The sequence below is a fragment of the Bradyrhizobium sp. SZCCHNS1050 genome, assembly GCF_032484785.1.
Taxonomy (GTDB): Bacteria; Pseudomonadota; Alphaproteobacteria; order Rhizobiales; family Xanthobacteraceae; genus Bradyrhizobium.
On record NZ_JAUETR010000002.1, the window covers coordinates 459,763 to 483,098 of the forward strand.

General features: G+C 65.9%; 19 protein-coding genes and 1 pseudogene. 11 read left to right on the forward strand and 9 right to left on the reverse strand.

Going from position 1 to position 23,336, the window contains the following annotated elements; genetic code table 11:
* Positions 1-308 precede the first annotated feature (308 nt).
* From QX094_RS26465 to QX094_RS26490, 6 genes are all read left to right on the forward strand, one after another.
* A complete protein-coding gene (locus QX094_RS26465) occupies positions 309-1,163 on the forward strand; it encodes a DUF2167 domain-containing protein (RefSeq protein ID WP_315711920.1) in 855 nt (284 codons plus the stop codon).
* A complete protein-coding gene (locus QX094_RS26470) occupies positions 1,160-1,885 on the forward strand; it encodes a site-2 protease family protein (protein ID WP_315827605.1) in 726 nt (241 codons plus the stop codon). Before QX094_RS26465 ends, QX094_RS26470 begins: the two co-directional genes overlap by 4 nt.
* Before the next feature lie 310 nt (positions 1,886-2,195).
* Complete coding sequence (locus tag QX094_RS26475) at positions 2,196-3,428, forward strand: ABC transporter substrate-binding protein (protein WP_316188346.1); 1,233 nt, start codon at positions 2,196-2,198, stop codon at positions 3,426-3,428.
* A gap of 75 nt (positions 3,429-3,503) precedes the next feature.
* Positions 3,504-4,379 carry a branched-chain amino acid ABC transporter permease gene (locus tag QX094_RS26480; protein ID WP_316167986.1) on the forward strand — a complete coding sequence of 292 codons (876 nt, stop codon included), beginning with the start codon at positions 3,504-3,506 and terminating at the stop codon, positions 4,377-4,379.
* A gap of 2 nt (positions 4,380-4,381) precedes the next feature.
* Positions 4,382-5,311 (forward strand): branched-chain amino acid ABC transporter permease, encoded by a 930-nt coding sequence (locus QX094_RS26485; RefSeq protein WP_316167985.1) that lies wholly within the window; start codon positions 4,382-4,384, stop codon positions 5,309-5,311.
* Positions 5,312-5,319: 8 nt separating this feature from the next.
* Positions 5,320-6,789 carry an ATP-binding cassette domain-containing protein gene (locus QX094_RS26490; RefSeq protein WP_316167984.1) on the forward strand — a complete coding sequence of 490 codons (1,470 nt, stop codon included), beginning with the start codon at positions 5,320-5,322 and terminating at the stop codon, positions 6,787-6,789.
* Positions 6,790-6,845: 56 nt separating this feature from the next.
* Here the strand turns inward: QX094_RS26490 and QX094_RS26495 are convergent, their stop codons facing one another.
* Positions 6,846-7,574 (reverse strand): hypothetical protein, encoded by a 729-nt coding sequence (locus QX094_RS26495; protein ID WP_316185064.1) that lies wholly within the window; start codon positions 7,572-7,574, stop codon positions 6,846-6,848.
* 558 nt (positions 7,575-8,132) lie between these two features.
* On the opposite strand from QX094_RS26495, the gene QX094_RS26500 reads away from it, so the two are divergent.
* The 3 genes from QX094_RS26500 to QX094_RS26510 all read left to right on the forward strand — a co-directional run bounded on the left by QX094_RS26500 (position 8,133) and on the right by QX094_RS26510 (position 12,795).
* Positions 8,133-9,161: a TRAP transporter substrate-binding protein gene (locus QX094_RS26500; protein WP_316185062.1), complete on the forward strand. Its 1,029-nt coding sequence runs from the start codon at positions 8,133-8,135 to the stop codon at positions 9,159-9,161.
* A gap of 75 nt (positions 9,162-9,236) precedes the next feature.
* Positions 9,237-11,123, forward strand: a complete 1,887-nt coding sequence (locus QX094_RS26505; RefSeq protein WP_316185061.1) for a TRAP transporter large permease subunit — start codon at positions 9,237-9,239, stop codon at positions 11,121-11,123.
* 28 nt (positions 11,124-11,151) lie between these two features.
* Positions 11,152-12,795 (forward strand): acyl-CoA synthetase, encoded by a 1,644-nt coding sequence (locus tag QX094_RS26510; protein WP_316185059.1) that lies wholly within the window; start codon positions 11,152-11,154, stop codon positions 12,793-12,795.
* A 130-nt stretch (positions 12,796-12,925) separates the two neighbouring features.
* On the opposite strand, the gene QX094_RS26515 is transcribed toward QX094_RS26510, so the two are convergent.
* On the reverse strand, positions 12,926-13,555 hold the full coding sequence (locus QX094_RS26515; protein WP_316185058.1) for an antibiotic biosynthesis monooxygenase family protein: 630 nt from the start codon (positions 13,553-13,555) through the stop codon (positions 12,926-12,928).
* A gap of 179 nt (positions 13,556-13,734) precedes the next feature.
* Here QX094_RS26515 and QX094_RS26520 point away from each other — a divergent pair, with 179 nt between their 5' ends.
* Positions 13,735-14,892 (forward strand): IS481 family transposase, encoded by a 1,158-nt coding sequence (locus tag QX094_RS26520; protein WP_315759740.1) that lies wholly within the window; start codon positions 13,735-13,737, stop codon positions 14,890-14,892.
* Between the two features lie 115 nt (positions 14,893-15,007).
* On the opposite strand, the gene QX094_RS26525 is transcribed toward QX094_RS26520, so the two are convergent.
* The 6 genes from QX094_RS26525 to QX094_RS26550 all read right to left on the reverse strand — a co-directional run bounded on the left by QX094_RS26525 (position 15,008) and on the right by QX094_RS26550 (position 21,720).
* Positions 15,008-15,805 (reverse strand): MBL fold metallo-hydrolase, encoded by a 798-nt coding sequence (locus tag QX094_RS26525; protein WP_315751560.1) that lies wholly within the window; start codon positions 15,803-15,805, stop codon positions 15,008-15,010.
* Positions 15,802-16,593 (reverse strand): TatD family hydrolase, encoded by a 792-nt coding sequence (locus tag QX094_RS26530; protein ID WP_315827614.1) that lies wholly within the window; start codon positions 16,591-16,593, stop codon positions 15,802-15,804. Before QX094_RS26530 ends, QX094_RS26525 begins: the two co-directional genes overlap by 4 nt.
* A complete protein-coding gene (gene metG, locus QX094_RS26535) occupies positions 16,593-18,668 on the reverse strand; it encodes a methionine--tRNA ligase (protein WP_316175406.1) in 2,076 nt (691 codons plus the stop codon). The genes QX094_RS26530 and metG overlap by 1 nt, the downstream gene beginning before the upstream one ends.
* 70 nt (positions 18,669-18,738) lie before the next feature.
* On the reverse strand, positions 18,739-19,779 hold the full coding sequence (locus tag QX094_RS26540) for a DNA polymerase III subunit delta' (protein ID WP_316175408.1): 1,041 nt from the start codon (positions 19,777-19,779) through the stop codon (positions 18,739-18,741).
* Positions 19,776-20,456 (reverse strand): dTMP kinase, encoded by a 681-nt coding sequence (tmk, locus tag QX094_RS26545; RefSeq protein ID WP_315827617.1) that lies wholly within the window; start codon positions 20,454-20,456, stop codon positions 19,776-19,778. Before tmk ends, QX094_RS26540 begins: the two co-directional genes overlap by 4 nt.
* Before the next feature lie 4 nt (positions 20,457-20,460).
* The gene (locus QX094_RS26550; protein WP_316175409.1) at positions 20,461-21,720 is read right to left on the reverse strand and encodes a D-alanyl-D-alanine carboxypeptidase family protein; all 1,260 of its coding nucleotides are present in this window, start codon (positions 21,718-21,720) and stop codon (positions 20,461-20,463) included.
* Positions 21,721-21,899: 179 nt separating this feature from the next.
* Between QX094_RS26550 and QX094_RS26555 the strand changes: the two are divergent.
* Positions 21,900-22,848, forward strand: a pseudogene (locus QX094_RS26555) (alpha/beta fold hydrolase).
* Here QX094_RS26555 and QX094_RS26560 read toward each other — a convergent pair.
* Positions 22,845-23,321 carry a GNAT family N-acetyltransferase gene (locus QX094_RS26560; RefSeq protein ID WP_315711946.1) on the reverse strand — a complete coding sequence of 159 codons (477 nt, stop codon included), beginning with the start codon at positions 23,319-23,321 and terminating at the stop codon, positions 22,845-22,847. The pseudogene QX094_RS26555 and the gene QX094_RS26560 overlap by 4 nt on opposite strands.
* Between the last annotated feature and the right edge of the window lie 15 nt (positions 23,322-23,336).

The following is a 23,336-nucleotide window of genomic DNA, read 5'->3' on the forward strand; positions in this document are numbered from 1 at the left end:
CCTTGGCCCGCCGCCGACGCCGATGTTCTCTTTGAATTTTCAAACGTGACTCGACCCGCCGCTTTGGCCGAAAGCAAGACAGCGTCGTGACGAGGAGGGGGCCTTTTCGGACCATCTCTCCCTCGCTGCAGCGCCAGTCGATCGCTTCGAGAGGCCTGAATCGCCCTCTTGTTGCGCGCTGCCGAGCCTCCGAGGTACTATCCGACCGATGTTCTTGGGGGGGGGTGGGGCCGGTGCAAAGCTTGATTGTCATTGCGCGCGCAATGTTGTGCGCAGCGTTCGTCGTCCTGTCCGCTCACGCGCAGGCCGTGCCTCTGGATGAGGCCACGCGCAAGGCTGAACTGATGGCGGCCTGGCAGGCGGCGAGCCAAGCGGGCACCGACGGACCAAGCGACATCGTGCTGATCGACCAGGGCACGCTGAAGCTGCCGGCCGACTACTTCTACGTCCCGAAGAACGAAGGCCTGCGGGTCCTTCGCGCGCTCGGCAACGTCGTCAACGACGCGACCTTCGTCGGGCTGGTCGTCGGCAGACGCCAGAACGACGACTGGATGGTGGTGATCAAGCACATCAAGGAAGGCTACATCAAAGACGACGACGCCAAGAGCTGGAACGCGGACGATCTGCTGAGCAACCTCCGCGCCGGCGCCGACGAGGCGAACAAGGACCGTGCGGCGCGCGGATTTCCGGAAATGGCCGTGGTCGGCTGGGTCGAGCCGCCGGCCTACGACGCCACGACGCATCGTCTCGTCTGGTCGCTGCTCGCCAAGGAGAAGGGCCAGCCCGACGATGCGCCGAAGAACGTCAACTACAACACCTACGCACTCGGGCGTGACGGCTATTTCAGCCTGAACCTCCTGTCCGGCTCGGAGCGGATCGCGGGCGACAAGGCGGTGGCGCACGAGCTGCTGTCCGATCTCTCCTACAATGCCGGCAAGCGTTATGAGGATTTCAGCGCCAGCACGGATCGGATCGCCGAATATGGATTGCTGGCGCTGGTCGGCGGCGTTGCCGCGAAGAAGCTCGGGCTGCTGGCGCTGGCCGGTGCGTTCGTCCTGAAGTTCGCCAAGATCATCATCTTCGCCGTCGTCGGCGCCGGGGCCGCTGTCATGAACTTCCTGCGCCGCAAGCCGCGCGGCGACAACGCGGGCGGGCCGACGTGAAGGCTCTCCTGCTGATCCTGTTCTCCGGCCTGAAATGGGGGAAGCTCGCCATGAGCGGCGGCACGATGCTGCTGTCGCTGGTCGTCTATGCCGGCATCTGGGGCTGGCGCTATGCGGCCGGCTTCATTGCGCTCCTGTTTGCCCATGAGATGGGACACTACGTCGCCGCACGTCAGCGCGGCCTCGACGTCGGCGCTCCCGCCTTCATCCCGTTCGTCGGCGCCTGGATCGCGCTCAAGGAGCAGCCGGTCGACGTCGAGACGGAGGCCTATGTGGCACTCGCCGGTCCGCTAGTCGGGACCGCGGCCGCGCTTGCGGTCTATCTGTGGGCGCGATCGGACGACAGCAATCTGCTGCTTGCGATCGCCTATTCCGGCCTGTTCCTCAACCTGTTCAACCTGCTGCCGATCTCGCCGCTGGACGGCGGCCGCGTCACCAGCGTGCTGAGTCCGCGCATCTGGCTGCTTGGCGTTCCCATGCTGCTGGCCTTGATGCTCTATCGGCCGAGCCCGATGCTGATCATCATCGCCATCCTCGCAGCCCCGCAACTGATGAAGGCCTGGCGCTACGATCCCGGCGCGCCCGAGAACGTCGCCTATTATGGCACGACGCTGCAGACGAAGCTCGAATATGCCGGGACTTATCTCGCGCTCGCGGCGCTTCTCGCCGTCATGACCTACGACGTGCACGAGATGCTTGGGCACGTGCGTCAGTTTGGCTGAGTTGAGGTTGCCGCTTCAGTCGAGAAGCTTCATGTAGGTCAAAGGGCACCGCCTCGTCGTAAGGGATCGCCTCGTCGTAAGGACGTGGCCCTCTTCAACTCGGAATATCCGCTGCTGCAATGCAGCGGATATATTTGGGCGGCGCGCAGGAACCATGCAGTCCTGTAAGACATTCCGTGAGCCATGAGCGCGGCGCGCTATCACAATGCGCTGAGCGCAGAGCACGTCTCGGGATGTTCCCTTGCTCACTGGCATGTGGGAGACCAAAGTCGAGCCTGCCCGTCAGAGGCATAAGGATTCGGGAGGTTTCATGATTTCGCTCAAGTCCATCTTGCTTGCGAGCTGCGCAACTGCGCTCGTCTCCTCGGCCGCCTGGGCCGCAGACCCGATCAGGATCGGTGTCATCTCCGAGGCACAGGCCGTCGCCGGCTCGTCGATCGCACCCGCAGCGCAATTGGCCGCCGAGGAGATCAACGCCAAGGGCGGCATCGACGGGCGCAAGATCGAGATCGTCGTCTACGACAATCACTCCTCCTCGGCGGAATCGGTGCGGGCCTTCCAGCGCGCCGTCAGCGAGGACAAGGTCAACGCGGTCATCGCGAGCTACATCTCCGAGGTCGTGCTGGCGCTGGAGCCGTGGGCAGGGCGCCTCAAGACGCTGATGATCACGCCCGGTGCCGCGTCCGACGTCATCACCCAGAACATCGCCAAGAACTACGACCAGCTCAAATACACCTTCCACGGCTATCTGACCTCGACCTCGTTGGCCGGCCTCGTCTGCGACGCGGCCAAGGACCTGCTGGTCGAGCCCTACAAGATGAAGACCGCGGTGATCATGAGCGAGGACGCGGCGTGGACGACGCCGCTCGACGCCGGCTACGAGAAATGCCTGCCGGAGATCGGGCTCAAGGTCGTCGACCACATCCGCATGTCGCCTGACACCACCGACTTCACGCCGATCTTCAACAAGATCGAGGGCCTGAAGCCGGACGTCATGATCACCGGCATCTCGCATGTCGGCACCCAGCCGACCGTGCAGTGGAAGAGCCAGCAGGTGCCGATCCCGATGTTCGGCATTTCTTCGCAGGCGACCAACTCGACCTTCTGGAAAGACACCAACGGCGCCGTCGAGGGCGTCATGTACAATGCCGTGTCGGGACCGGGCGTCGCGGTGACGCCAAAGACGCTGCCGTTCGTGGAGGCCTATCAGAAGAAGTTCGGAAACTTCCCGTCCTATGCCGGCTACACCTCCTATGACGACGTCTACATGATCGCGGATGCGATCCATCGGGCCGGCGGCACCGATCCCGACAAGATGGTCGAGGCGATGGAAGCGACCGACTATGCCGGGACGATCGGCCGCATCGCCTTCAAGCCGAAGGGCGACCCGAACCCGCACGCGCTGCGGACCGGGAAAGGCTACATCACCGGGCTGATGCTGCAATGGCAGAACGGCAAGCAGGTCAACGTCTGGCCCAAGGAGCTCGCCGCCGGCACCGCCACCTGGCCGTCCTTCATCAAGCTCAAGGCGGCCAGCAACTGACGCATCGCGGGCCGCTCCTTCAAGGAGCGGCCCATTTTCTTGGTGCCTCAGTCTGACGTTGCAGGTCGATTTTCGATGCTTTTCTGGCAGATCTTGATCGATGGCTTTGCCATCAGCGCGCTGTATGCCCTCGGCGCGACCGGCTTCACACTGATCTTCGGTGTCTCGGGCGTGCTCAACCTTTCCCACGGCGCCATCATGGTCGGCGCCGCGGTTGCAGCCTGGGCTGCCGCCAGCGAATTCGGTGTCGGGCCCTACACCGGCGCGCTGATCGGAATCCTCGCCGGCTTCATTTTGGCCTTCGCCACCTACTTCATCGCCGTCAGGCCGATCCAGCGCTCCAAGGTGATTGCTGAATCGGAGAAGGAGATCTTCATCCTGACCGCGACGCTGCTGTGGGGCATCATCATCCAGGAGGCGATCGCATATTTCTTCACCAACAATGCCAAGACCGTGCTGCCGATCGTCGAGGGCGTCACTACGGTGTTCGGCGTGCGCACGCCACGCAACGAATACTTCACCGCCGTGATCTGCTGGGTCGCCATCGGGCTGTTGTGGTTCCTGGTCAACCGCACCAGGCGCGGCAAGGCTGTCATGGCGGCGTCGATGAATCCGCGCGGCGTCACCTTGCTGGGCATCGAACTATCGTCGATCTACCTCACCGTCTGGGCCATCTACGGCCTGCTGGCGGGGGTGGCCGGCATCCTGCTCGGCATGTTCTTGGGGGTCAGCTCCTACAGCGTCGGGCCGCTGACGGCGAGCGCGTTCTCGATCGTCGTGCTCGGCGGCCTCGGCAGCGTGTCGGGCTCGCTGATCGCGGCCTATGTGGTCGGCTATCTCGAGACCGGAACGGCCTATCTGATCTCGCCGGCCTACCGGACGATTCCGGCGCTGCTGCTGCTCGTCGTCGTCATGTATCTGCGCCCGCAAGGGCTGTTCGGACGGAGGTGAGCATGCCTGCATTCGGTACGTCGCGGCTGTTCTGGATCGCGCTCCTGACCGTGATCGTGGCTCTGGTCCTGCCGACCTACGTCTCAGGCTACGTCCTCGGGCTGCTGACGGTCGCGTACTACACGGCCGTGTTCGCGATGTCCTGGGACCTGCTGTTCGGCTTCGCCGGCGAGGTCAATTTCGGACCGACCTTCCTGATCGGCGTCGGTGCCTATACGGCCGGCATTCTCGATGCGCACTTCTCGCCGGGCCTGTCGATCTGGCTGTGCATCGCCGCCGGCGCCCTGGCGGCGGTCGTCGGCGGCGTCGTGCTGGCGCTGCCGGCGCTGCGCGTCAGCGGGCCGTATTTCGGCCTGACGACGCTGGTCGCCGTGCTGATGCTGCAGAACTTCATCGTCGTCGCCGCGGGGCTGACCGGCGGCGAGATCGGCCTCGCCGTGCCGGACGTGATCTCGATCGATGCCAAGACCAACTACTGGATCGCGCTCGGCTTCATGCTGGTGAGCGGTGCGATCCTGTTCGGCTTGTCGCGCAGCGCCATCGGGCTGATCCTGCAGGCGAGCGGGCAGGACAAGATCCAGGCCGGCGCGCTCGGCTTCAATGTCACCAAGCACAAGCTCGCCGCCTTCGTCGTCAGCGCGTTCTTCTCCGGGCTCGCCGGCGCACTGATGGTGTTCTACATGGGCACCGCCTCGGTCTCGACCTTTGTCGATGTCGGCGTCGGCGTGCAGATCATCATCGCCGCGGTGCTCGGCGGCCGCCGCACCGTCATCGGCGCCGCGATCGGCGCGATCTTCCTGATCGGCATGGGCGAGCTGCTGCGGCCGCTCGGCGAGCTCGCAACCCTGATCGTCTCGGTGATCGCGCTCGTGGTCATCCTGTTCTTCCCCGACGGCTTCCTCGGCATGATCAGGGGAGGGGCCAAGGCATGACGCAAGGCATGAGCAGCGCTCCGATGCTGGAAGTCAGCGGCCTCACCAAGCGCTTCGGCGGCCTCGTCGCCGTCAAGAATCTCAGCTTCTCGATCCATCCCGGCGAGATCCTCGGCCTGATTGGGCCGAACGGCTCGGGGAAGTCGACCGCAATGAAGAGCGTCATGGGCGTCGAGCGGCCGACCGCGGGCTCGGTCAGGCTCGACGGCATCGAGCTCGCCGGCCTGCCGTCGCACCGCATCGCGCGCATGGGCGTGGGGCTGGTGTTCCAGCATTCGCGGCCGCTGGCGCGCCAGACCGTGCTGGAGAACATCAAGGTCGCGCTGCTGCCGGACAAGCTGACGCGGCTGTTCGCCGACAAGGACGTCGATGCGCGCGCACGCGCGATCGCCGAGCGCGTCGGCCTCGGCAGCGTCATCGACCGGCGGCCGCCGACGCTGGCATTTGCCGACCTGCGCCGGCTCGAGCTCGCCAAGGCTGTCGCGCGCAGCCCGAAGCTGGTGCTGGTCGACGAGCCTTTCGCCGGCCTCACGGCGTCCGAGGTCGCCGACTTCTCCGAGCTCATCCGCGAATTCCGCGACGACGGCCACGCGGTGCTGCTGGTCGACCACAACGTCAAGAGCGTGTCGGCGCTGGTCGACCGCGTGCTGGCGATGTATCTCGGCGAGAAGATCGCCGAGGGCAGGGCGACCGAGGTGATGCAGGACGAGACCGTCCGCCGGGTCTATCTCGGCGGCGCGCTGGTCTCGACCGCGCGGCCGGAGGCGAGCTTCAAGGACGTCACGCCGGCGCTGCAGGTCGACAAGGTCGGCGTGCTCTACGGCAAGGCGCAGGCGCTGCAGGACGTTTCGCTGCACGTCCATGAGGGCGAGTTCGTCTCGGTCGTCGGCCTCAACGGCGCCGGCAAGACGACGCTGTTCAACGCGATCTCGGGCCTAGTGCCGTATTCGGGCGACGTGAAGTGGGCAGGGCGCAGCCTTGCCGGCGGCACGGCGGCGCAGATCGCCCGCTCAGGCATCGTGCAGTGTCCGGAAACGCGCGAATTGTTCGGCGACATGAGCGTGCGCGAAAATCTCGAGCTCGGCGGCAATGCGCTGTCCGACGCCGAGCGTGCCGAGCGGCTCGAATGGCTGTTCGGGCTGTTTCCGATCCTCAAGTCGCGGCAGCCGCAGCTGGCGCGCACGCTGTCCGGCGGCGAGCAGCAGATGCTGGCGATCGCGCGCGCACTGATGATGAAGCCGAAGCTCCTGATCCTCGACGAGCCGACGCTCGGACTTGCACCGGTGATCCTGGAGACCTTGTCGAAGGCGCTCGATCGACTGCGCGAGACCACCAAGATCACGGTGCTGCTCGGCGAACAGAACGTCACCTTCGCGCTCCCGCACGCCGACCGCGTCTACGTGCTGGATCATGCCAAGATCGTCTGGGAAGGCCCGCCGGATCGGTTCGAGGCCGAAGCCGCGGCGAACTATCTGTGAGGGGCAGGGAGCAGGGGCATCCCTGCTCCCTGCCCGGATCTCTCATGAGTTCGGAGCTACGGGAAACGAGGCGGGCGCGCCTGTGGCGGCCGGGGCGCTAGGCGCGCCGCGGCGCCGACGGTCGTCGGCTCGGTCTTCGCTGCGCGGAACGCGCGAGCGAGCTGGTCCTGGCTGGCCTGCAGCTGTTCGATCGCCCTGGCGTGATCGCGGTTGGCCTGTTCCTGGCCGGACTTGAACTCCTGAAACCCGCTCTGCAGTTCGGCCAAGTCATGCGCGATCTTGTCGATCAGCGGCGCGACGTCCCGGTCGGGAGCAGACGGCACGTCATGCTCCGGCGTAGCCTCCGCCATTGCGGAGGATGGATCGCTGGCGCGCGTTGAAGTCGATGATGACGTCTCCGGTGTTGGTGAAACGGCTGGTGATGGTGAGGCAGGGGCCGTCTCGGCCGCACTCGATCCGTTCGCCGCCGTCTCCAGTGCCACCGGCGGATTCGCCGCCTGAGCGTTCTCACGCCGGATGGATTGAACCGCCGCTTCGATCCGGTCGGTGACGGAGGTGATGGTCTCGGTATGGTCCCGCGCCAGGGTGATGGCAGCGCCGATGAGCCCGGCCGAGGCCATCAGCGTGATCATGGCCCGCAATACGGGCCGGCGCCGGGCCGGAGGAGGCGTTTCCACGTGCTCGCTGCCTGCAGCGGGTTCGACAGCCTCGACCGCATCAGCAGCGGCCTGGGCCTCGATGTCGGCGATCCGCTGATCGATACGTGCGCGCACCTCGGCCAGCACCCGCTGATAGATCTCCTCGCAGACAGCGTCGTCAGGCGGCAGCGCGACATCACCCGGATCAACTTCCTTCGACGTCGACTGAACTGGCATGTCTTCGGATCCCATTCACGATACGCCCGTGCCCAATCCTGAAGGATGCGGTTTTGACCTCTGGGCTTTGACCAAACGAAGACTGCGGGGTGACGAGGCGGGGGCGATTTCGCACAGGCGCCGACGTGCGCTGGGCGGGCCGATGTGCGGCTTCCACCGTCCATGGCCAATTCGCATAAGGTATATTATGGAATATTTATATGCATAGGGAGTTCAATGACTTGGCGCCAAATCCTCGAATTTGCGGCAGCCGCGGGCCCTTCAGAACCCCCGGCCAGCCCGAGCTGACGGGCCGTTCGCCGTGGCCGAGACTCGCGCTGCGCATGACCTGCTGCGAACGCCGATATTGCTGCTGCGGCCCATCGCTGCAATAAGCGCAGATGACGTCGCTGATGTCGCTGGATTCGTCTGGCGATGCTTGCGGCGGCGCGATGCAACAAGAAGAAGCTTCTCCAGGGAGAAACGAGCATGAGCCTGTCACGACGCGCGCTGTTGAAGGCCTCCGCGGCGACAGCCGTACTGGGTGGAATTGGCACCGTCGCAGCGCCGCATGTGGCGCGTGCGCAGAGCGCCGAGTTCACCTACAAATACGCCAACAACCTGCCCGACTCCCATCCGCTCAACGTCCGCGCCAAGGAGATGGCGGCGGCGATCAAGGCCGAGACCGCCGGCAAGTTCGACCTGCAGATCTTCCCGAACAACCAGCTCGGTTCCGACACGGACATGCTGAGTCAGATTCGCTCCGGCGGCGTCGAGTTCTTCACGCTGTCCGGCCTGATCCTGGCGACCCTGGTGCCGGCCGCGTCGATCAACGGCATCGGCTTCGCGTTCCCGGACTACGACACGGTCTGGAAGGCCATGGACGGCGATCTCGGCGCTTACGTGCGCGGCCAGATCAACAAGGCCGGCCTGGTGGTCATGGACAAGATCTGGGACAACGGCTTCCGTCAGACGACGTCGTCGACCAAGCCGATCAATGGGCCCGACGACCTCAAGGGCTTCAAGATCCGCGTGCCGGTGTCGCCGCTGTGGACCTCGATGTTCAAGGCGTTCGAGGCCGCGCCCGCCTCGATCAATTTCAGCGAGGTCTATTCGGCGCTGCAGACCAAGGTGGTCGAGGGCCAGGAAAACCCGCTGGCGATCATCTCGACCGCCAAGCTCTACGAGGTGCAGAAATACTGCTCGCTGACCAACCACATGTGGGACGGCTTCTGGTTCCTGGCGAACCGCCGCGCCTGGGAGGCCGTGCCGGTCGACATGCGCACGATCGTCGCCAAGCACATCAACGCGGCCGCCGTGAAGGAGCGTGAGGACGTCGCCAAGCTCAATGCCGGCCTGCAAGCAGAGCTCGCGTCGAAGGGCCTGACCTTCAATCAGCCCAACGTCGCGCCGTTCCGCGACAAGCTGCGTACCGCCGGCTTCTATGCCGAGTGGAAGGGCAAGTATGGCGACGAGGCCTGGGCGCTCCTGGAAAAGGCCGTCGGCAAGCTGTCGTAACCTCGAGCGTGGTCCGGAAGCGTGGGACCGGTCATGCTCAAAACAAGAATGACGTAGACGCGTTCGGGTGACGTCATGGCGCATGCCGAGTTCACGGAAATTGCGATCAGCGAGGTGGTCATCGAGATCCCTCGCCGCCGGTCCTGGCTCGATGGCTTGGACGCCCTGCTGGGTCTCCTGGTCGAGATCCCAGCCGCGCTGCTGGTCGTGGCCGAGATCGTCATCCTGTTCGCGGGCGTCGTGGCGCGCTACGTGCTGCACCGGCCGCTGATCTGGTCGGACGAGCTGGCCTCGATCCTGTTCCTGTGGCTCGCGATGCTCGGCGCTGCGGTTGCGTTCCGCCGCGGCGAGCACATGCGGATGACGGCAATGGTGGCGCGCGCCAGCCCCGGCTTGCGCGCCTATCTCGATCTGGTCGCGACGAGCGCGGCGCTGGCGTTCCTGGTCATGATCGCCTGGCCGTCCTGGGAGTACGCCTACGAGGAAAGCTTCATCACGACGCCGGCGCTGCAGATCGAAAACATCTGGCGCGCCGCCGCGCTGCCGGTCGGTATCGGACTGATGGCGCTGTTCGCCCTCATCCGTCTCGCCCGCACGGCCAGCGTCAGGACGATGCTGCTGGCCGTCGTCTCCGTCGCAGCCATCATCGCGCTGTTCTGGGTGGCACAGCCGCTGCTGAAGCCGCTCGGCAACATCAACCTCGTGATCTTCTTCGTCGGCGTGGTCGGCTTGTGCGTCTTCGCCGGCGTGCCAATCGCGTTCGCCTTCGGGCTCGCGATCTTCGGTTATCTGGCGCTGACGACGCGCACGCCGCTGATGGTGCTGGTCGGGCGCATGGACGAGGGCATGAGCCATCTCATCCTGCTGTCGGTGCCGCTGTTCGTCTTTCTCGGATTGCTGATCGAAATGACCGGCATGGCCCGCGCCATGGTCGCGTTCCTGGCGAGCCTCTTGGGTCACGTCCGCGGCGGGCTGCATTACGTGCTGGTCGGCGCGATGTATCTCGTCTCGGGCATTTCCGGCGCCAAGGCGGCCGACATGGCGGCGGTCGCGCCGGTGCTGTTTCCGGAGATGAAGGCGCGCGGCGCCAAGCCCGGCGATCTCGTCGCCCTGCTCGCCGCCACCGGCGCACAGACCGAGACCATTCCGCCGAGCCTGGTTCTGATCACGATCGGCTCCGTCACGGGCGTGTCGATTGCGGCGCTGTTCACCGGCGGCCTGCTGCCGGGCGTGGTGCTGGCGATCACGCTGTGCGCGCTGGTGTGGTGGCGTTACCGCAACGAGGACATGAGCGGTGTCCGCCGCGCGACCGGAGCCGAGATCGGCAAGGCCTTCATCGTCTCGCTCCCTGCCCTGGCCCTGCCCTTCGTGATCCGCGCCGCCGTCGTCGAGGGCGTCGCGACGGCGACGGAGGTTTCGACCATCGGCATCGTCTATGGCGTGCTGGCGGGCCTGCTGGTCTATCGCCGCTTCGACTGGCGCCGGCTGATGCCGATGCTGATCGAAACGGCGGCGCTGTCCGGCGCCATCCTGCTGATCATCGGGACGGCGACCGGCATGGCCTGGGGCCTGACGCAGTCCGGCTTCTCACACGCGCTGGCGGCGGCGATGACCGGGCTGCCGGGCGGCCCGGCGACGTTCATCGCGGTCTCGATCGTCGCCTTCACGATCCTGGGCAGCGTGCTCGAGGGCATCCCGGCGATCGTGCTGTTCGGCCCGCTGCTGTTTCCGATCGCGCGTGCCGTCGGCGTGCACGAGGTGCATTATGCCATGGTGATCATCCTGGCGATGGGCATCGGCCTGTTCGCACCGCCGTTCGGGGTCGGATATTACGCCGCCTGCGCGATCGGCCGGGTCGATCCCGCGGAGGGCATCCGCCCGATCTGGGGCTACCTGCTGGCGCTTCTCATCGGCCTCGTCATCGTTGCGATTTTTCCGTGGATTTCGATCGGGTTCCTGTAAACTCCTCACATCGCAAGGGAGGGTGGTGATGAGCACGAACCAGTATCAGCTCGGTCTGGGCAAGACGCCGGCCAACTACGTGCCGCTGACCCCGCTCAGCTTCCTGGCGCGCAGCGCGGCCGTCTATCCCGACCACGTCAGCACGGTCTATGAAGGCCGCAGCTTCACCTGGCGCCAAACCTATGACCGCTGCCGGCGCTTCGCGTCGTACCTCGCGGGCCGCGGCATCGGCGTTGGCGACACGGTGGCGGCGATGCTGCCGAACATCCCGGCGATGAACGAGGCGCATTTTGCCGTGCCGATGGCCGGCGCCGTGCTCAACACGCTCAACATCCGCCTCGACGCGCCGTCGATCGCGTTCCAGCTCGATCACGGCCAGGCCAGGATCATCCTGGTCGATCCGGAGTTCTCCGGCGTGATCAGCGAGGCGCTCAAGCTGATGAGCGGCCCCAAGCCGTTCGTGATCGACGTCGACGACGCTTCCTATGACGGCGGCAGCCGCATCGGCGAGATCGAGTACGAAGCCGCCGTCGCCTCGGGCGATCCGCTGTTCGCGCCGCGCCGTCCGGCGGACGAATGGGACGCGATCGCGATGAGCTACACCTCGGGCACCACAGGCAATCCCAAGGGCGTCGTCACCCATCACCGCGGTGCCTATCTGAACGCCGTCAGCAACATTCTCGCCGGTGGGCTCGGCCAGCATCCGGTCTATCTGTGGACGCTGCCGATGTTCCACTGCAACGGCTGGTGCTTCCCCTGGACCATGGCGGCTGCGGCCGGCGTCAACGTCTGCCTGCGCAAGGTCGAGCCGACCAGGATCTTCGAGCTGATCAAGACCCACGGCGTCACCCACATGTGCGGCGCGCCGATCGTCTACAACGTGCTGATCAATGCGCCCGACGCGCCCAAGGGCAAGCGCGACAAGCCGGTGGTGGGGCTGATCGCGGGCGCCGCGCCGCCGGTCGCCGTGCTCGAAGGTGCCGAGAGCATCGGCATCAAGCTGACGCATGTCTACGGCCTGACCGAGGTCTACGGCCCCGCCTCCGTCTGCGCCGAGCAGCCGGGCTGGGACGACCTGCCGGCCCCCGAGCGCGCCCGGCTGAAGCGGCGCCAGGGCGTGCCCTATCCGTTACAGGAAGCCGTCACCGTGCTCGATCCGGAGACGATGCAGGAGGTGCCGCGCGACGGCGAGACCATCGGCGAGGTGATGTTCCGCGGCAACATCGTCATGAAGGGCTATCTCAAGAACGAGAAGGCGACGCAGGAGGCCTTTGCCGGCGGCTGGTTCCACACCGGCGACCTCGGCGTGCTCGACGAGCACGGCTACGTCATCATCAAGGACCGCTCCAAGGACATCATCATCTCCGGCGGCGAGAACATCTCCTCGGTCGAGGTCGAGGACATCCTCTACAAGCACCCGGCCGTGCTGTTCGCCGCCGTCGTCGCCAAGCCCGATCCGAAATGGGGCGAGGTGCCCTGCGCCTTCATCGAGCTGAAGGACGGCGCGCAGGCGACGGAAGCGGAGATCATCGCCTATTGCCGCAGCCACATGTCCGGATTCAAGACGCCGAAGGTGGTCGTGTTCGGCCCGATCCCGAAGACGTCGACGGGCAAGATCCAGAAATTCCTGCTGCGCAACGAGGTGAACTCGGCGAACGCGATCTCGGCGTAGGTGCCCATGAGTAGCCCATGAGTAGGGCGGGTTAGCGCCTTGGCGCGTAACCCGCCGTCCATGACGCCAGAATGGCGGATTACGTTCCGCTAATCCGCCCTACGCACTGCGCTCGCAATGACGAAAATGATCACGAGCCCCTGCTCTTCTCCGGATAATATTGCGGCGCTTCGCGGCGGTCGTACATGCCGTAGTCGCGGGTGACTTCGACGACGCGGATGTTGTCGGCGCCGGGTTCGGTGAGCAGGCGCGTGCTCATGGCAATGCCCCTAGCTTCGTCCGGCAGTTCGATGAGATGCGCGAAGCGTCCTTCCCGGTAGACGCTGGAGAAGCTCGCGACCGGTAGGTCCTTCACGCCGCTCAATTGCGGGGCCGCCGTCTCGACGGCTAGCACATACGTCGGCGCCCGCCGCTTCGGATCATTGTAGGTGCCTCGCCGCTCCGGCTGCCAGGCGGCCTGCCCTGGCCTGATTTCGTGGACCAACTCGGCGATACGCAGGCGATAGTCCGAGAACACCTTGTCGCGGCCGAGGGTCTGGATGTCGTGATGATGGGCATGGACGCGCCAGGCGGTCATGGCGCCCTCGTCCTGCCAGATCTGGTAGGACAGGATCAGATTGTCGCGCGACAGGCTCCGGAAGCGGTCGAGGAACAGGCAGCCGCCGAGCGCATCGAGCTCGGGCCGCAGCGCCGCGGCGAGTTGCAGATACTGGTCGAGGCGGCCCGGCTTGACCTCGACCTCGAAGAACAGCGACAGCATGGCAGCGTCTCCGTGTTTTTGGACGTCGGCTGAACTTCAAACGCGGTGGCCATCGCAGCCGGCCGCGCACGGTGGTCATTGCGAGCGGAGTGTTCAGCCCGGAGACATAGCTGACGGGTGTTCGGGGAGATGGTTGACACTTCAAAATCGGCTCGATTCGTCAAGCAGAGGGGCGAGCGATGCCGTGGCGAGAGGTGTCTGTCATGGACCAGCGACGAGAGTTTGTGATGCTTGCCAAGCAGGAAGGGGCGAACCGGCGGGAGCTGTGTCGGCGGTTCGGCATCAGCCCTCAGACGGGCTACAAATGGATCCAGCGGCATGACGCTGGGGACACGGCGCTGGCGGATCGGTCGCGGCGGCCTCATCGAAGTCCGGAGCGCACCGCGGCTGCGACCGAGCAGCAGATCGTCGCATTGCGCGATGCTCACCCGGCCTGGGGCGCGCGCAAGCTCGCACGGTGTCTTGAGCGTGATGGTCAAGCTGTCCCGGCGATATCCACCGTGCACACCATCCTGCGCCGCTACGATCGAGTGGTCGAGCCTGCAGGCACGCCCGGACAGCCCTACACGCGGTTCGAGAAGGATGCGCCCAATCAGCTGTGGCAGATGGACTTCAAGGGGCACAGTGCGCTGGAGAACGGTGTGTCCTGTCATCCGCTGACAGCGTTGGACGATCACTCCCGCTTCTCGTTGTGCCTGGCGGCTTGTGACAACGAGCGCGGCTCTACGGTCAAAGGACATTTGGAGACGACGTTCCGCCGTTATGGACTGCCGGATGCGATGTTCGTCGACAATGGTGGCCCCTGGGGATTTACCCTCGAAGACCCCTGGACCGCGTTGACGGTCTGGCTTCTGAAGCTCGGCGTTCGAACGATCCACAGCCGGCCCTACCATCCTCAGAGCCGCGGCAAGAACGAACGCTTCCACCGTAGTCTGAAGGCCGAGGTGTTTGCCTTCAGGCGCTACCGTGATCTTCCCGATGTCCAGCGGGCACTCGACGGATGGCGCTCTGTCTACAATCTCGACCGGCCGCACGAGGCCTTGAACTTCGACGTGCCGGCAAGCCGCTATCAACCGAGCCAACGTGCGATGCCCGACCGGCTTCCGATCGTCGAATACGACGAGGGTGAGAGCATCCGTTCCGTGTCGAGCACGAAGGCCTACGTCAGTTTCGAGGGGCGGCTCTGGAAAGTCCCGCAAGCCTTCCGAGGTGAGCGGCTGGCTATCCGGCCACTCAGTGCCGACGGAAAGTTCGGAATTTTCTTTGCCGCACATCAGATCGCAGCGATTGATCTGCGCGACCCCAAAACTGTCAACTATGTCCCCGAACAGGTGTAAGCTATGTCTCCGGGCTGAACAGGAGCGAAGCAATCCAGAGTCATTCCGACGACTCTGGATTGCTTCGTCGCCTTCGGCTCCTCGCAATGACGGCCTTGGCCGACGGACGAATGCCCTACCCGAGCTCCAGCCGCATCCCGTCATAGGCCGGCACCACGCCCGCCGGCAGGCTCTGGCGCAGCACCTCGTAGTCGAGATCGGCGGTCATGTTGGTGATGACGGCGCGCTTCGGCTTGAAGCGCTCGATCCAGGCGAGAGCGTCGTTGACCGAGAAATGGCTCGGATGCGAGGCAGGGCGCAGGCCGTCGACGATCCAGAGGTCGAGATCCTCCAGCGCGCCCCAGCTCTCCTCGGGGATGTCGTTGAGGTCCGGCGTGTAGGCGGCATCGCCGATGCGATAGCCGAGCGCGGGGATGTTGCCGTGCTGGACCAGGAACGCCGTCAGCTTCAGCTCGCCGCCCTTGCCTTCCACCGCCTGGGTCTCGCCCGCCTCGATCGCGTGCTGGGTCAGGATCGGCGGATAGTCGCTTCCCGGTGGCGAGATGAAGCAATAGGAGAACCGGTGCATGATGTCTTTCGCGGTCGACTGGTTCAGGTAGACCGGAATGCGCCGGCGCTGATGCATCACCACCGAGCGCAGATCGTCGATGCCATGGGTCTGGTCGGCATGCTCGTGCGTCAGGAATACCGCGTCGATGTGATCGACGTTGGTGTCGATCAACTGCTCGCGCAGATCCGGCGACGTGTCGATCACGACCCGCGTGACGCCATGGGCTCCGCGGCGCTCAGCCAGAAGCGAGCAGCGCCTGCGGCGGTTCTTCGGGTTGTTGGGATCGCAGGCGCCCCACCCCAGCGCCGGGCGCGGCACGCCGGCCGAGGAGCCGCAGCCGAGGATGGTGAGCGTCAGCGTCATGCAGCCTCCTTTGGCCGCGGCACCTTGGAGAACAGCTTGAAGAAGGTCTCGGTGGTCTGGCGCGAGAATTCCTCGAACGAGACGCCGCGGGTCTCCGCCAGCACCTTCGCCGTCTCGACGACGTAGGCCGGCTCGTTGCGCTTGCCGCGGAACTTGCCGGGCGCGAGATACGGCGCGTCGGTCTCGACCATGATGCGGTCGGCCGGCACCTCGGCGGCCAGCGCGCGAAGTGCGTCCGACTTCTTGAACGTCACGATGCCCGTGAACGAGATGTGCAGTCCGAGGTCGATCGCCTTCATCGCCAGCTCACGCCCGCCGGTGTAGCAATGCAGCACGGCTTGGAAAGGTCCGCGCGCCATCTCCTCCTCGAGGATGCGGCTGCACTGCTCGTCCGCTTCGCGGGTGTGGATCACCAGCGGCAGGCCGGTTTCGCGGGCGGCTGCGATATGCGCGCGGAACCCGCGCTCCTGGGCGTCCTTCGAGCCGTGATCATAGAAGTTGTCGAGTCCGGCCTCGCCGAGCGCAACCACCTTGGGGTGATCGGTCAGCGCGATCAGCTCCTCGGCCGGAATGCCGTCCTCCTCGTCCGCATTGTGCGGATGGGTGCCGACCGAGCAGAACACGTTCTCGAACCGCTCGGCGATGGCGAGCAGCTCAGGAAGCCGGCGCACCCGCGTCGAGATCGTCACCATGCGGCCGACGCCGGCGGCGGCGGCACGCGTGACGATGCCATCCAGATCCTCGGCGAAATCCGGAAAATCCAGATGGCAATGGCTGTCGACCAGCATCACGCCGCCGTCGGCTCGATATAGCGCGGGAACACCGCCTGCGGCGCCGGCAGCTGCGTGCCAGCCGCAATCCGGACGTCGCCGCCGAGTCGCGCAAAATTCCGTTCGTCCTCGGGAATGCCGAGGCTGTCGAGCAGCTTTGCCGACGCGGCCGGCATCACCGGCTGGGTCAGGATCGCGACCTGACGGATCACCTCGGCGGTGACATAGAGCACCGTATGCTGGCGCTGCGGATCGGTCTTCGCCAGCGCCCACGGCGCCTCGCCCGCGAAATAGCGGTTGGCCTCGGCCACGACCGACCAGACCGCATTGAGCCATTGGTGGATCTGCTGCGTCGCCATGGCCTTGCGCGCCGCGCCGATCATCGCATCGGCCTCCGCCAGGATCGCCTTGTCATTGGCCGAGAACTCGCCGGGCTCCGGCAGCACGCCGCCGAGCTGCTTTGCGATCATCGACAGCGAGCGCTGTGCGAGGTTGCCGAGGTCGTTGGCGAGATCGGCGTTGATGCGCGCGACGATCGCCTCGTGATTGTAGTTGCCGTCCTGGCCGAACGGCACTTCGCGCAGGAAGAAATAGCGCAGCTGGTCGACGCCATACTGGTCGGCGAGATTGAACGGATCGACGACGTTGCCGACCGATTTCGACATCTTCTCGCCCCTGTTGAACAGGAAGCCGTGAGCATAGACCCGCTTCGGCACGGGCACGCCGGCCGACATCAGGAACGCCGGCCAGTACACCGCATGGAAGCGGATGATGTCCTTGCCGATGACGTGCACGTCGGCCGGCCAGTACTTCCAATTGGCATCGTCCTCGTCGGGGAAGCCGACGCCGGTGATGTAGTTGGTCAGCGCGTCGACCCAGACATACATCACGTGCTCCTCGTCGTGAGGCACACGGACGCCCCAGTCGAAGGTGGTGCGCGAGATCGAAAGGTCCTTCAACCCGCCCCTGACGAAGCTGATGATCTCGTTACGGCGCGCATCCGGCCCGATGAAGTCGGGCTGGCTCTCATAGAGCGCGAGCAGCTTCTCCTGATAGGCCGACAGCCGGAAGAAATAGCTCTTCTCCTCGACCCACTCCACCGGCGTGCCCTGCGGTCCGCGGCGGACGTTGTCCTCGCCGACGACGGTCTCATCCTCGGCGTAATACGCCTCGTCGCGTACCGAGTACCAACCCGCATAGCTGTCGGCATAGATGTCGCCATTCTCGCGCATGCGGTTCCAGATCGCCTGGACGGAGCGATGATGCGCGGGCTCGGTGGTGCGGATGAAGCGGTCGAACGAGACGTTCAGCCGCTCGTCCATCTCGCGGAACCGGCCGGCATTGCGGGTCGCGAGTTCGGACGGCGTCATGCCCTCGTTCTGCGCGGTCTGCACCATCTTCAGACCGTGCTCGTCGGTGCCGGTCAGGAAGTACACGTCCTTGCCGTCGAGCCGCGCAAAGCGCGCGATGGCGTCGGTCGCGATCGCCTCATAGGCGTGGCCGATATGCGGGTTGCCGTTGGGATAGGCGATCGCTGTCGTGACGTAGAAGGTGTTCTTGTCGACGGGAGCTGCGGCGACCTGCGCTACGATCTCGTCGATCTCGACGACCACGGCCTCGACCTTCGGCTTGCGGGGTGCCTTCGGCTTCGCGGCGCGTGGCGGCTTCGGCGCTTCAACGATGGCCGGCGCGACCTTCTTCGGTGCAGCCGGCTGTTTCGGAGCGGCGGGCTTTCTCGCGGCCGAAGGCTTGTTCGTTGCTGCCGCGGGCTTGGCGGCCGTCTTCTTGACCGGCGCTGTGGCGGGCTTTGCCACGGCCTTCTTGGCCGGAGCCTTCACAGCTTTCTTGACCGCTTTCTTGGCGGCGCTCTTCGACGCTTTCTTGGCCGCGCTCGCCGCCGGGGCTTTGCCCTTGGCTTTCGCGGGCGCCGTCTTGGATTTGGCGGTCTTTTTCTTGGCGTCCTTGTCCTTCGCCGCCTTCGCCTTGGCCGCGCTGGCCTTGCCCTTCGCGGGCGCCTTGGCGGCAGCCTTCTTCGCGCCGCTCTTGCTCGCGGGCTTGCCCTTCTTCACGGTTGTCTTGCTGGCCTTGGCCACGGCAGATTCCTCTTTGACGACGTCGGTCGACGGATTGATCCTGATGATCCCGGGATGATGGTCGGCGCGGTTACCGCGTGGCTTCGGCGAGCATCCCGAACACCGAGAAAACCAGCGGTTTTCGCTCCAGATTATAGGATTCGGTGTCGCGCGCGGCGCGGACGATCTTTTCCCATACCTCCGCCAGCCGTGCAAGGCGCGGCAGTTCCGCGTTGGGATCTGCGGCGCGCAGCCGCTCCGCCACCCAGCGCTCGATGCTGTCGAGGAAGCTCGCCAGCGCGACGCGGTCGCTGGTGCCGAGCGCATCGCCCAGGGCATGCAGCTCGCCCGGGTCGATCCGAGGCAGGCTCGCGAGCAGCGCGGCGGTCCGGGTCTGCAGCTGCAGCCCGTCGCCGCCCAACAGCATGAGGGTCCGGGCGACGCTGCCCTCGGAGGCCCTGGCGGCCTCGCGCAGCGCCGGATCGGCTCCGTCCATTCCGGTGGCCTCGGCCGCGGCGCTGACGACGTCGTCGGTGGACAACGCCCGCAGCGCCAGCCGGCGGCAGCGCGACTTGATGGTGGCGAGCACCCGCGCCGGGGCGTTGCTGACCAGCAGGAACAGCGACTGCTGCGGCGGCTCCTCGAGGATCTTGAGCAGCGCGTTGGCGGCGTTCGGATTGAGCTCGTCGACGGTGTCGACGATGCACACCCGCCAGCCCTCGACCGCCGCCGTCGATCCGAAGAACGAGATCGTCTCACGGGTCTCGTCCACGGTGATGACGGTGCGCAGCACGCCCTTGTCGTTGGCCGAGCGCTCCAAGGTGAGCAGCCCGCCATGAGCCTCCGAGGCGATCAGGCGCGCGACGTGGTCCTCCGCGTCGACGTACAACGAATCGGCACCGCGCACCGCGTCCGAGGCAGGATCGCGGTGGGCCAGCACGAAGCGCGCCATGCGGTAGGCCAAGGTGGCCTTGCCGATGCCTTGTGGGCCGCCGATCAGCCAGGCATGCGCCATCCGTCCGCTGCGGTAGGCGGACAGCAGCGCCGCCTCGGCGTCGCGATGCCCGAACAAGGCGGTGGTTTCGCGTGGATGGCGGACCGCGATCTCCGGCTCGACCTTGCGTGCGCTCATGACGCCGCCGCCACTTCCGTGAACAGGCGCTCGCGCACGGCGTCCCAAACGAGCTGCGAGACCGTTTCCGCGCTCGCCGTAGCGTCGATCAGCACGCAGCGCCGGGGATCCTCGGCCGCGATCTTGTGAAAGGCGTCGCGCAGCCCCTTGTGGAACTTGATGTCTTCGCCTTCGAACCGGTCCGGGGTTCCGGCGCCGCGCCGCGCCCCGGCACGCTGCAGACCGATCTCGACGGGAACATCGAGGATGAGGGTCAGATCCGGCTTGAGGTCGCCGATCGTGACCCGCTGCATCGCATTGAGCACGTCCGGCGCGACCTTCCCCTGGCTGCCCTGGTAGGCCCGGGTCGAATCGAAGAAGCGATCGCACAGCACCCAGCTGCCCTGGTTCAGCGCCGGCAGAATCACGTTGCGGACATGGTCGTCCCGCGCGGCCGCGAACAGCAGCGTCTCGGCCTCCGGGCCCAGCAGCTTGCCCATGCCCGACAGCACGAGGTGGCGCATGATCTCCGCGCCCGGCGATCCCCCGGGCTCGCGGGTCAGCACCAGGCGCACACCCTCTTTCTGCAGATGGTCCGCCAGCATCTTGATCTGCGTCGATTTTCCGGCGCCCTCGCCACCCTCGAAGGTGACGAATCGGCCGCGGCCAGGACCACGTTTCAAAGCTGCTTCCGCCATGTCTCTAGAGCTTCTCGGCCCCGGCGCGGAACATCCCGATCACGAGCTCGCTGACCCCATCGATCGCACGCCGCATCGTGGATCCCCTGCTCACCGCCTCCGCAGCATAGACAGGGGCCTCCATGGCGATATTGGGGCCGCGCCAGACCCTGACAACCCCGACCTTCTGCCCGGGCTCGATGGGAGCCCTGACCGGGCCGCTGTAGACGATGCGGGCGATCAGCTTGTCGCCGCCGTTCTTCTGAACCATGACCTTGACCGGCACCGGGCTCGACAGCTTGACCGAGCGGCTCTCGCCGCCGAACACCTTGGCATAGCCGATCGGCTGCTCCGCGGCGAACAGGGTGCGGGTCTCGAAATTGCGGAAGCCCCATTCCAGCATCTTCTTGGCCTCGGTGGCGCGGTCCTCGGAATCCTCCAGGCCATTGACGACCACGATCAGCCGCGTGCCGTTCTGCACGGCCGAGCCGACCATGCCGTAGCCGCCTTCCTTGGTGAAACCGGTCTTGAGGCCGTCGGCGCCTTCCATCGCGTTCAAGAGCGGGTTGCGGTTCTGCTGGCGGATCTTGTTCCAGGTGAACTCCTTATCGCCGAAGATCTTATAGAACTCCGGGAAATCCAGGATGATGTGCCGGGCGAGCATGGCGAGCTCGCGCACCGTCATCTTGTTGCCGGGATCGGGCAGCCCGTTGGAATTGGCGAAGGTCGATTTGGTGAGGCCGAGCTCGCGCGCCCGCTTGGTCATGTAGTCGGCGGCGAAGATCTTCTCGTTGCCGGCCATGCCCTCGGCAAGCGCGATGCAGGCGTCGTTGCCGCTCTGGATGATCGCGCCATGCAGGAGGTCGCTCACCGACACCTTGCTGTTGAGCGCGGCGAACATCGTCGAGGTGCCGGAGGGCGCCCCGCCCCGGCGCCAGGCATTCTCGCTGATGCGGTATTCGTCGTTGAGCTTGATCGTGCCCTCCTTGACGGCGTTGAACACCACCTCGGCGGTCATCAGCTTCATCATGCTGGAGGGCGCCCGCAGCTCGTCCGCGTTCTTCTCGAACAGCACACTGCCGCTGTTGGCCTCGATCAGGATCGCGGTCGGCGCATCGCCGTCGAAGCCGCCATCCTCCTTGCGCGCGCCCTGGACGCTCTGGTTGGCGGCGTACAGCGCGCCGCACCAGCCGACGGCAACCGCCACCGTCAAGGCGATGAGCGCACGCGTCGCCCGTCCGGACGTGAAACCGGAGCGGCGCAGCGGTAAGGTCATGAAATTCATCGGCTAAGCTCTGGAGCGCACTGGGATTCTAGCAGTTGCAGGGGACGCAAACAACTCGGCAATCCCGCGGATGCGTCCGCTGTCCCGTGGATTTGCACGGCCCGTCGCGCGGTGCGATAGGTCGAGCGCCGGCAATCAACACGGCCAACTCGAAAATCGAGCGATCGAGGGTGGAAACAGTGTCATCGACGCGGATCATCAAGGCCAACGGAATCAAGCTGTTCGTGCGCGAACAGGGCGGAGGCCCCCTCGTGGTGCTGTGCCACGGCTGGCCCGAACTGTCTTATTCGTGGCGGCACCAGATCCCGGCCCTCGCCGCCGCCGGCTATCGCGTCGTGGCGCCCGACATGCGCGGGTTCGGCCGCTCGCAGGCGCCTGAGGATATCGGCGCCTATACCATCTTCGACACGGTCGGCGACATGGTCGGACTGGTCGGGGCGCTCGGCGAGCGTCAGGCCGTCATCATCGGCCACGACTGGGGCGCGCCGGTGGCCTGGCATGCGGCGCTGTTCCGTCCGGACGTGTTCACGGCCGTCGCGGGCTTGAGCGTCCCTCCCCCGTTTCGCGGTCGCGCCCGGCCGCTCGACACGCTCAGTGCCGGCGGCATCGAGAACTTCTACTGGCAGTATTTTCAAACGCCCGGCGTGGCGGAGACGGAGCTCGAGCGTGACGTGGCGCTGACGATGCGCACGATGCTGGCGCGCGGATTCTCCGATCCGCAGTCGCTGTTCGTCGCACCGGACAAAGGCTTTCTCGGCGACGTCGCCCCCGATCTGCCTTTGCCTGCGTGGCTGAGCTAGGACGATCTGGCCGAGTTCGTCGCGGCTTACGGCGCCTCCGGCTTTCGCGGTGGCCTGAACTGGTACCGCAACATCGATCGCAACTGGGAGCTCACCGCGCCGTGGCAGGACGCGCAGATCCGCCAGCCGTCGCTGTTCATCGCCGGCAGCGCGGACGCCGTCGTCACCGGGCTGATCGGCGCCAAGCCAGGACATGGCGCGAGTTCTGCCGGATCTGCGGCGCAAGCTGATCATCGAGGGGGCCGGGCACTGGATCCAGCAGGAACGCTCTGCCGAGGTGAATGCGGCGCTGATCGCGTTCCTGCGCGAGGTGGCTCCTGCTCGCTAGCGCGCGAGCGGCAGCTCCATCATGCGATGCGACGCCATCGCCTCGTCCGCCACATCGCGGAACCCCAGCCGCACGTAGAACCGGATCGCGTCCTCATTCGTCGTCGCGACCGCGAGCGAGAGCACGTCGGCGCCCTGCTCCCGTGCCGCCGTTGCGACCGCCTGCATGATCTCGCGTCCGACACCGGCGTTGCGCGCGCCCGGCAGCAGCGCGAGATCGACCACGTGCCATCGCGACGCCGCGCGGTCGAGCAGCAGCCGCCCGACCGGCGCGGCATCGCGGAGAATGATCAGCGACTGCGCTGCCGGACATTGCGCCGCGTGGCCCGCGACCTGGGCGCGATATTGCTGCGCCAGCACGAGATCGAGCATCGCCGGCGGCAGACCGGCCGCGGCGAGCTGCGCACCTCTGACGGAGCCAAATAGGTCGCGCAGGAACGGCTCGTCGGCGGTCTCGGCGGGCCGCAGCCGCAAGCGAACATCCCGCGA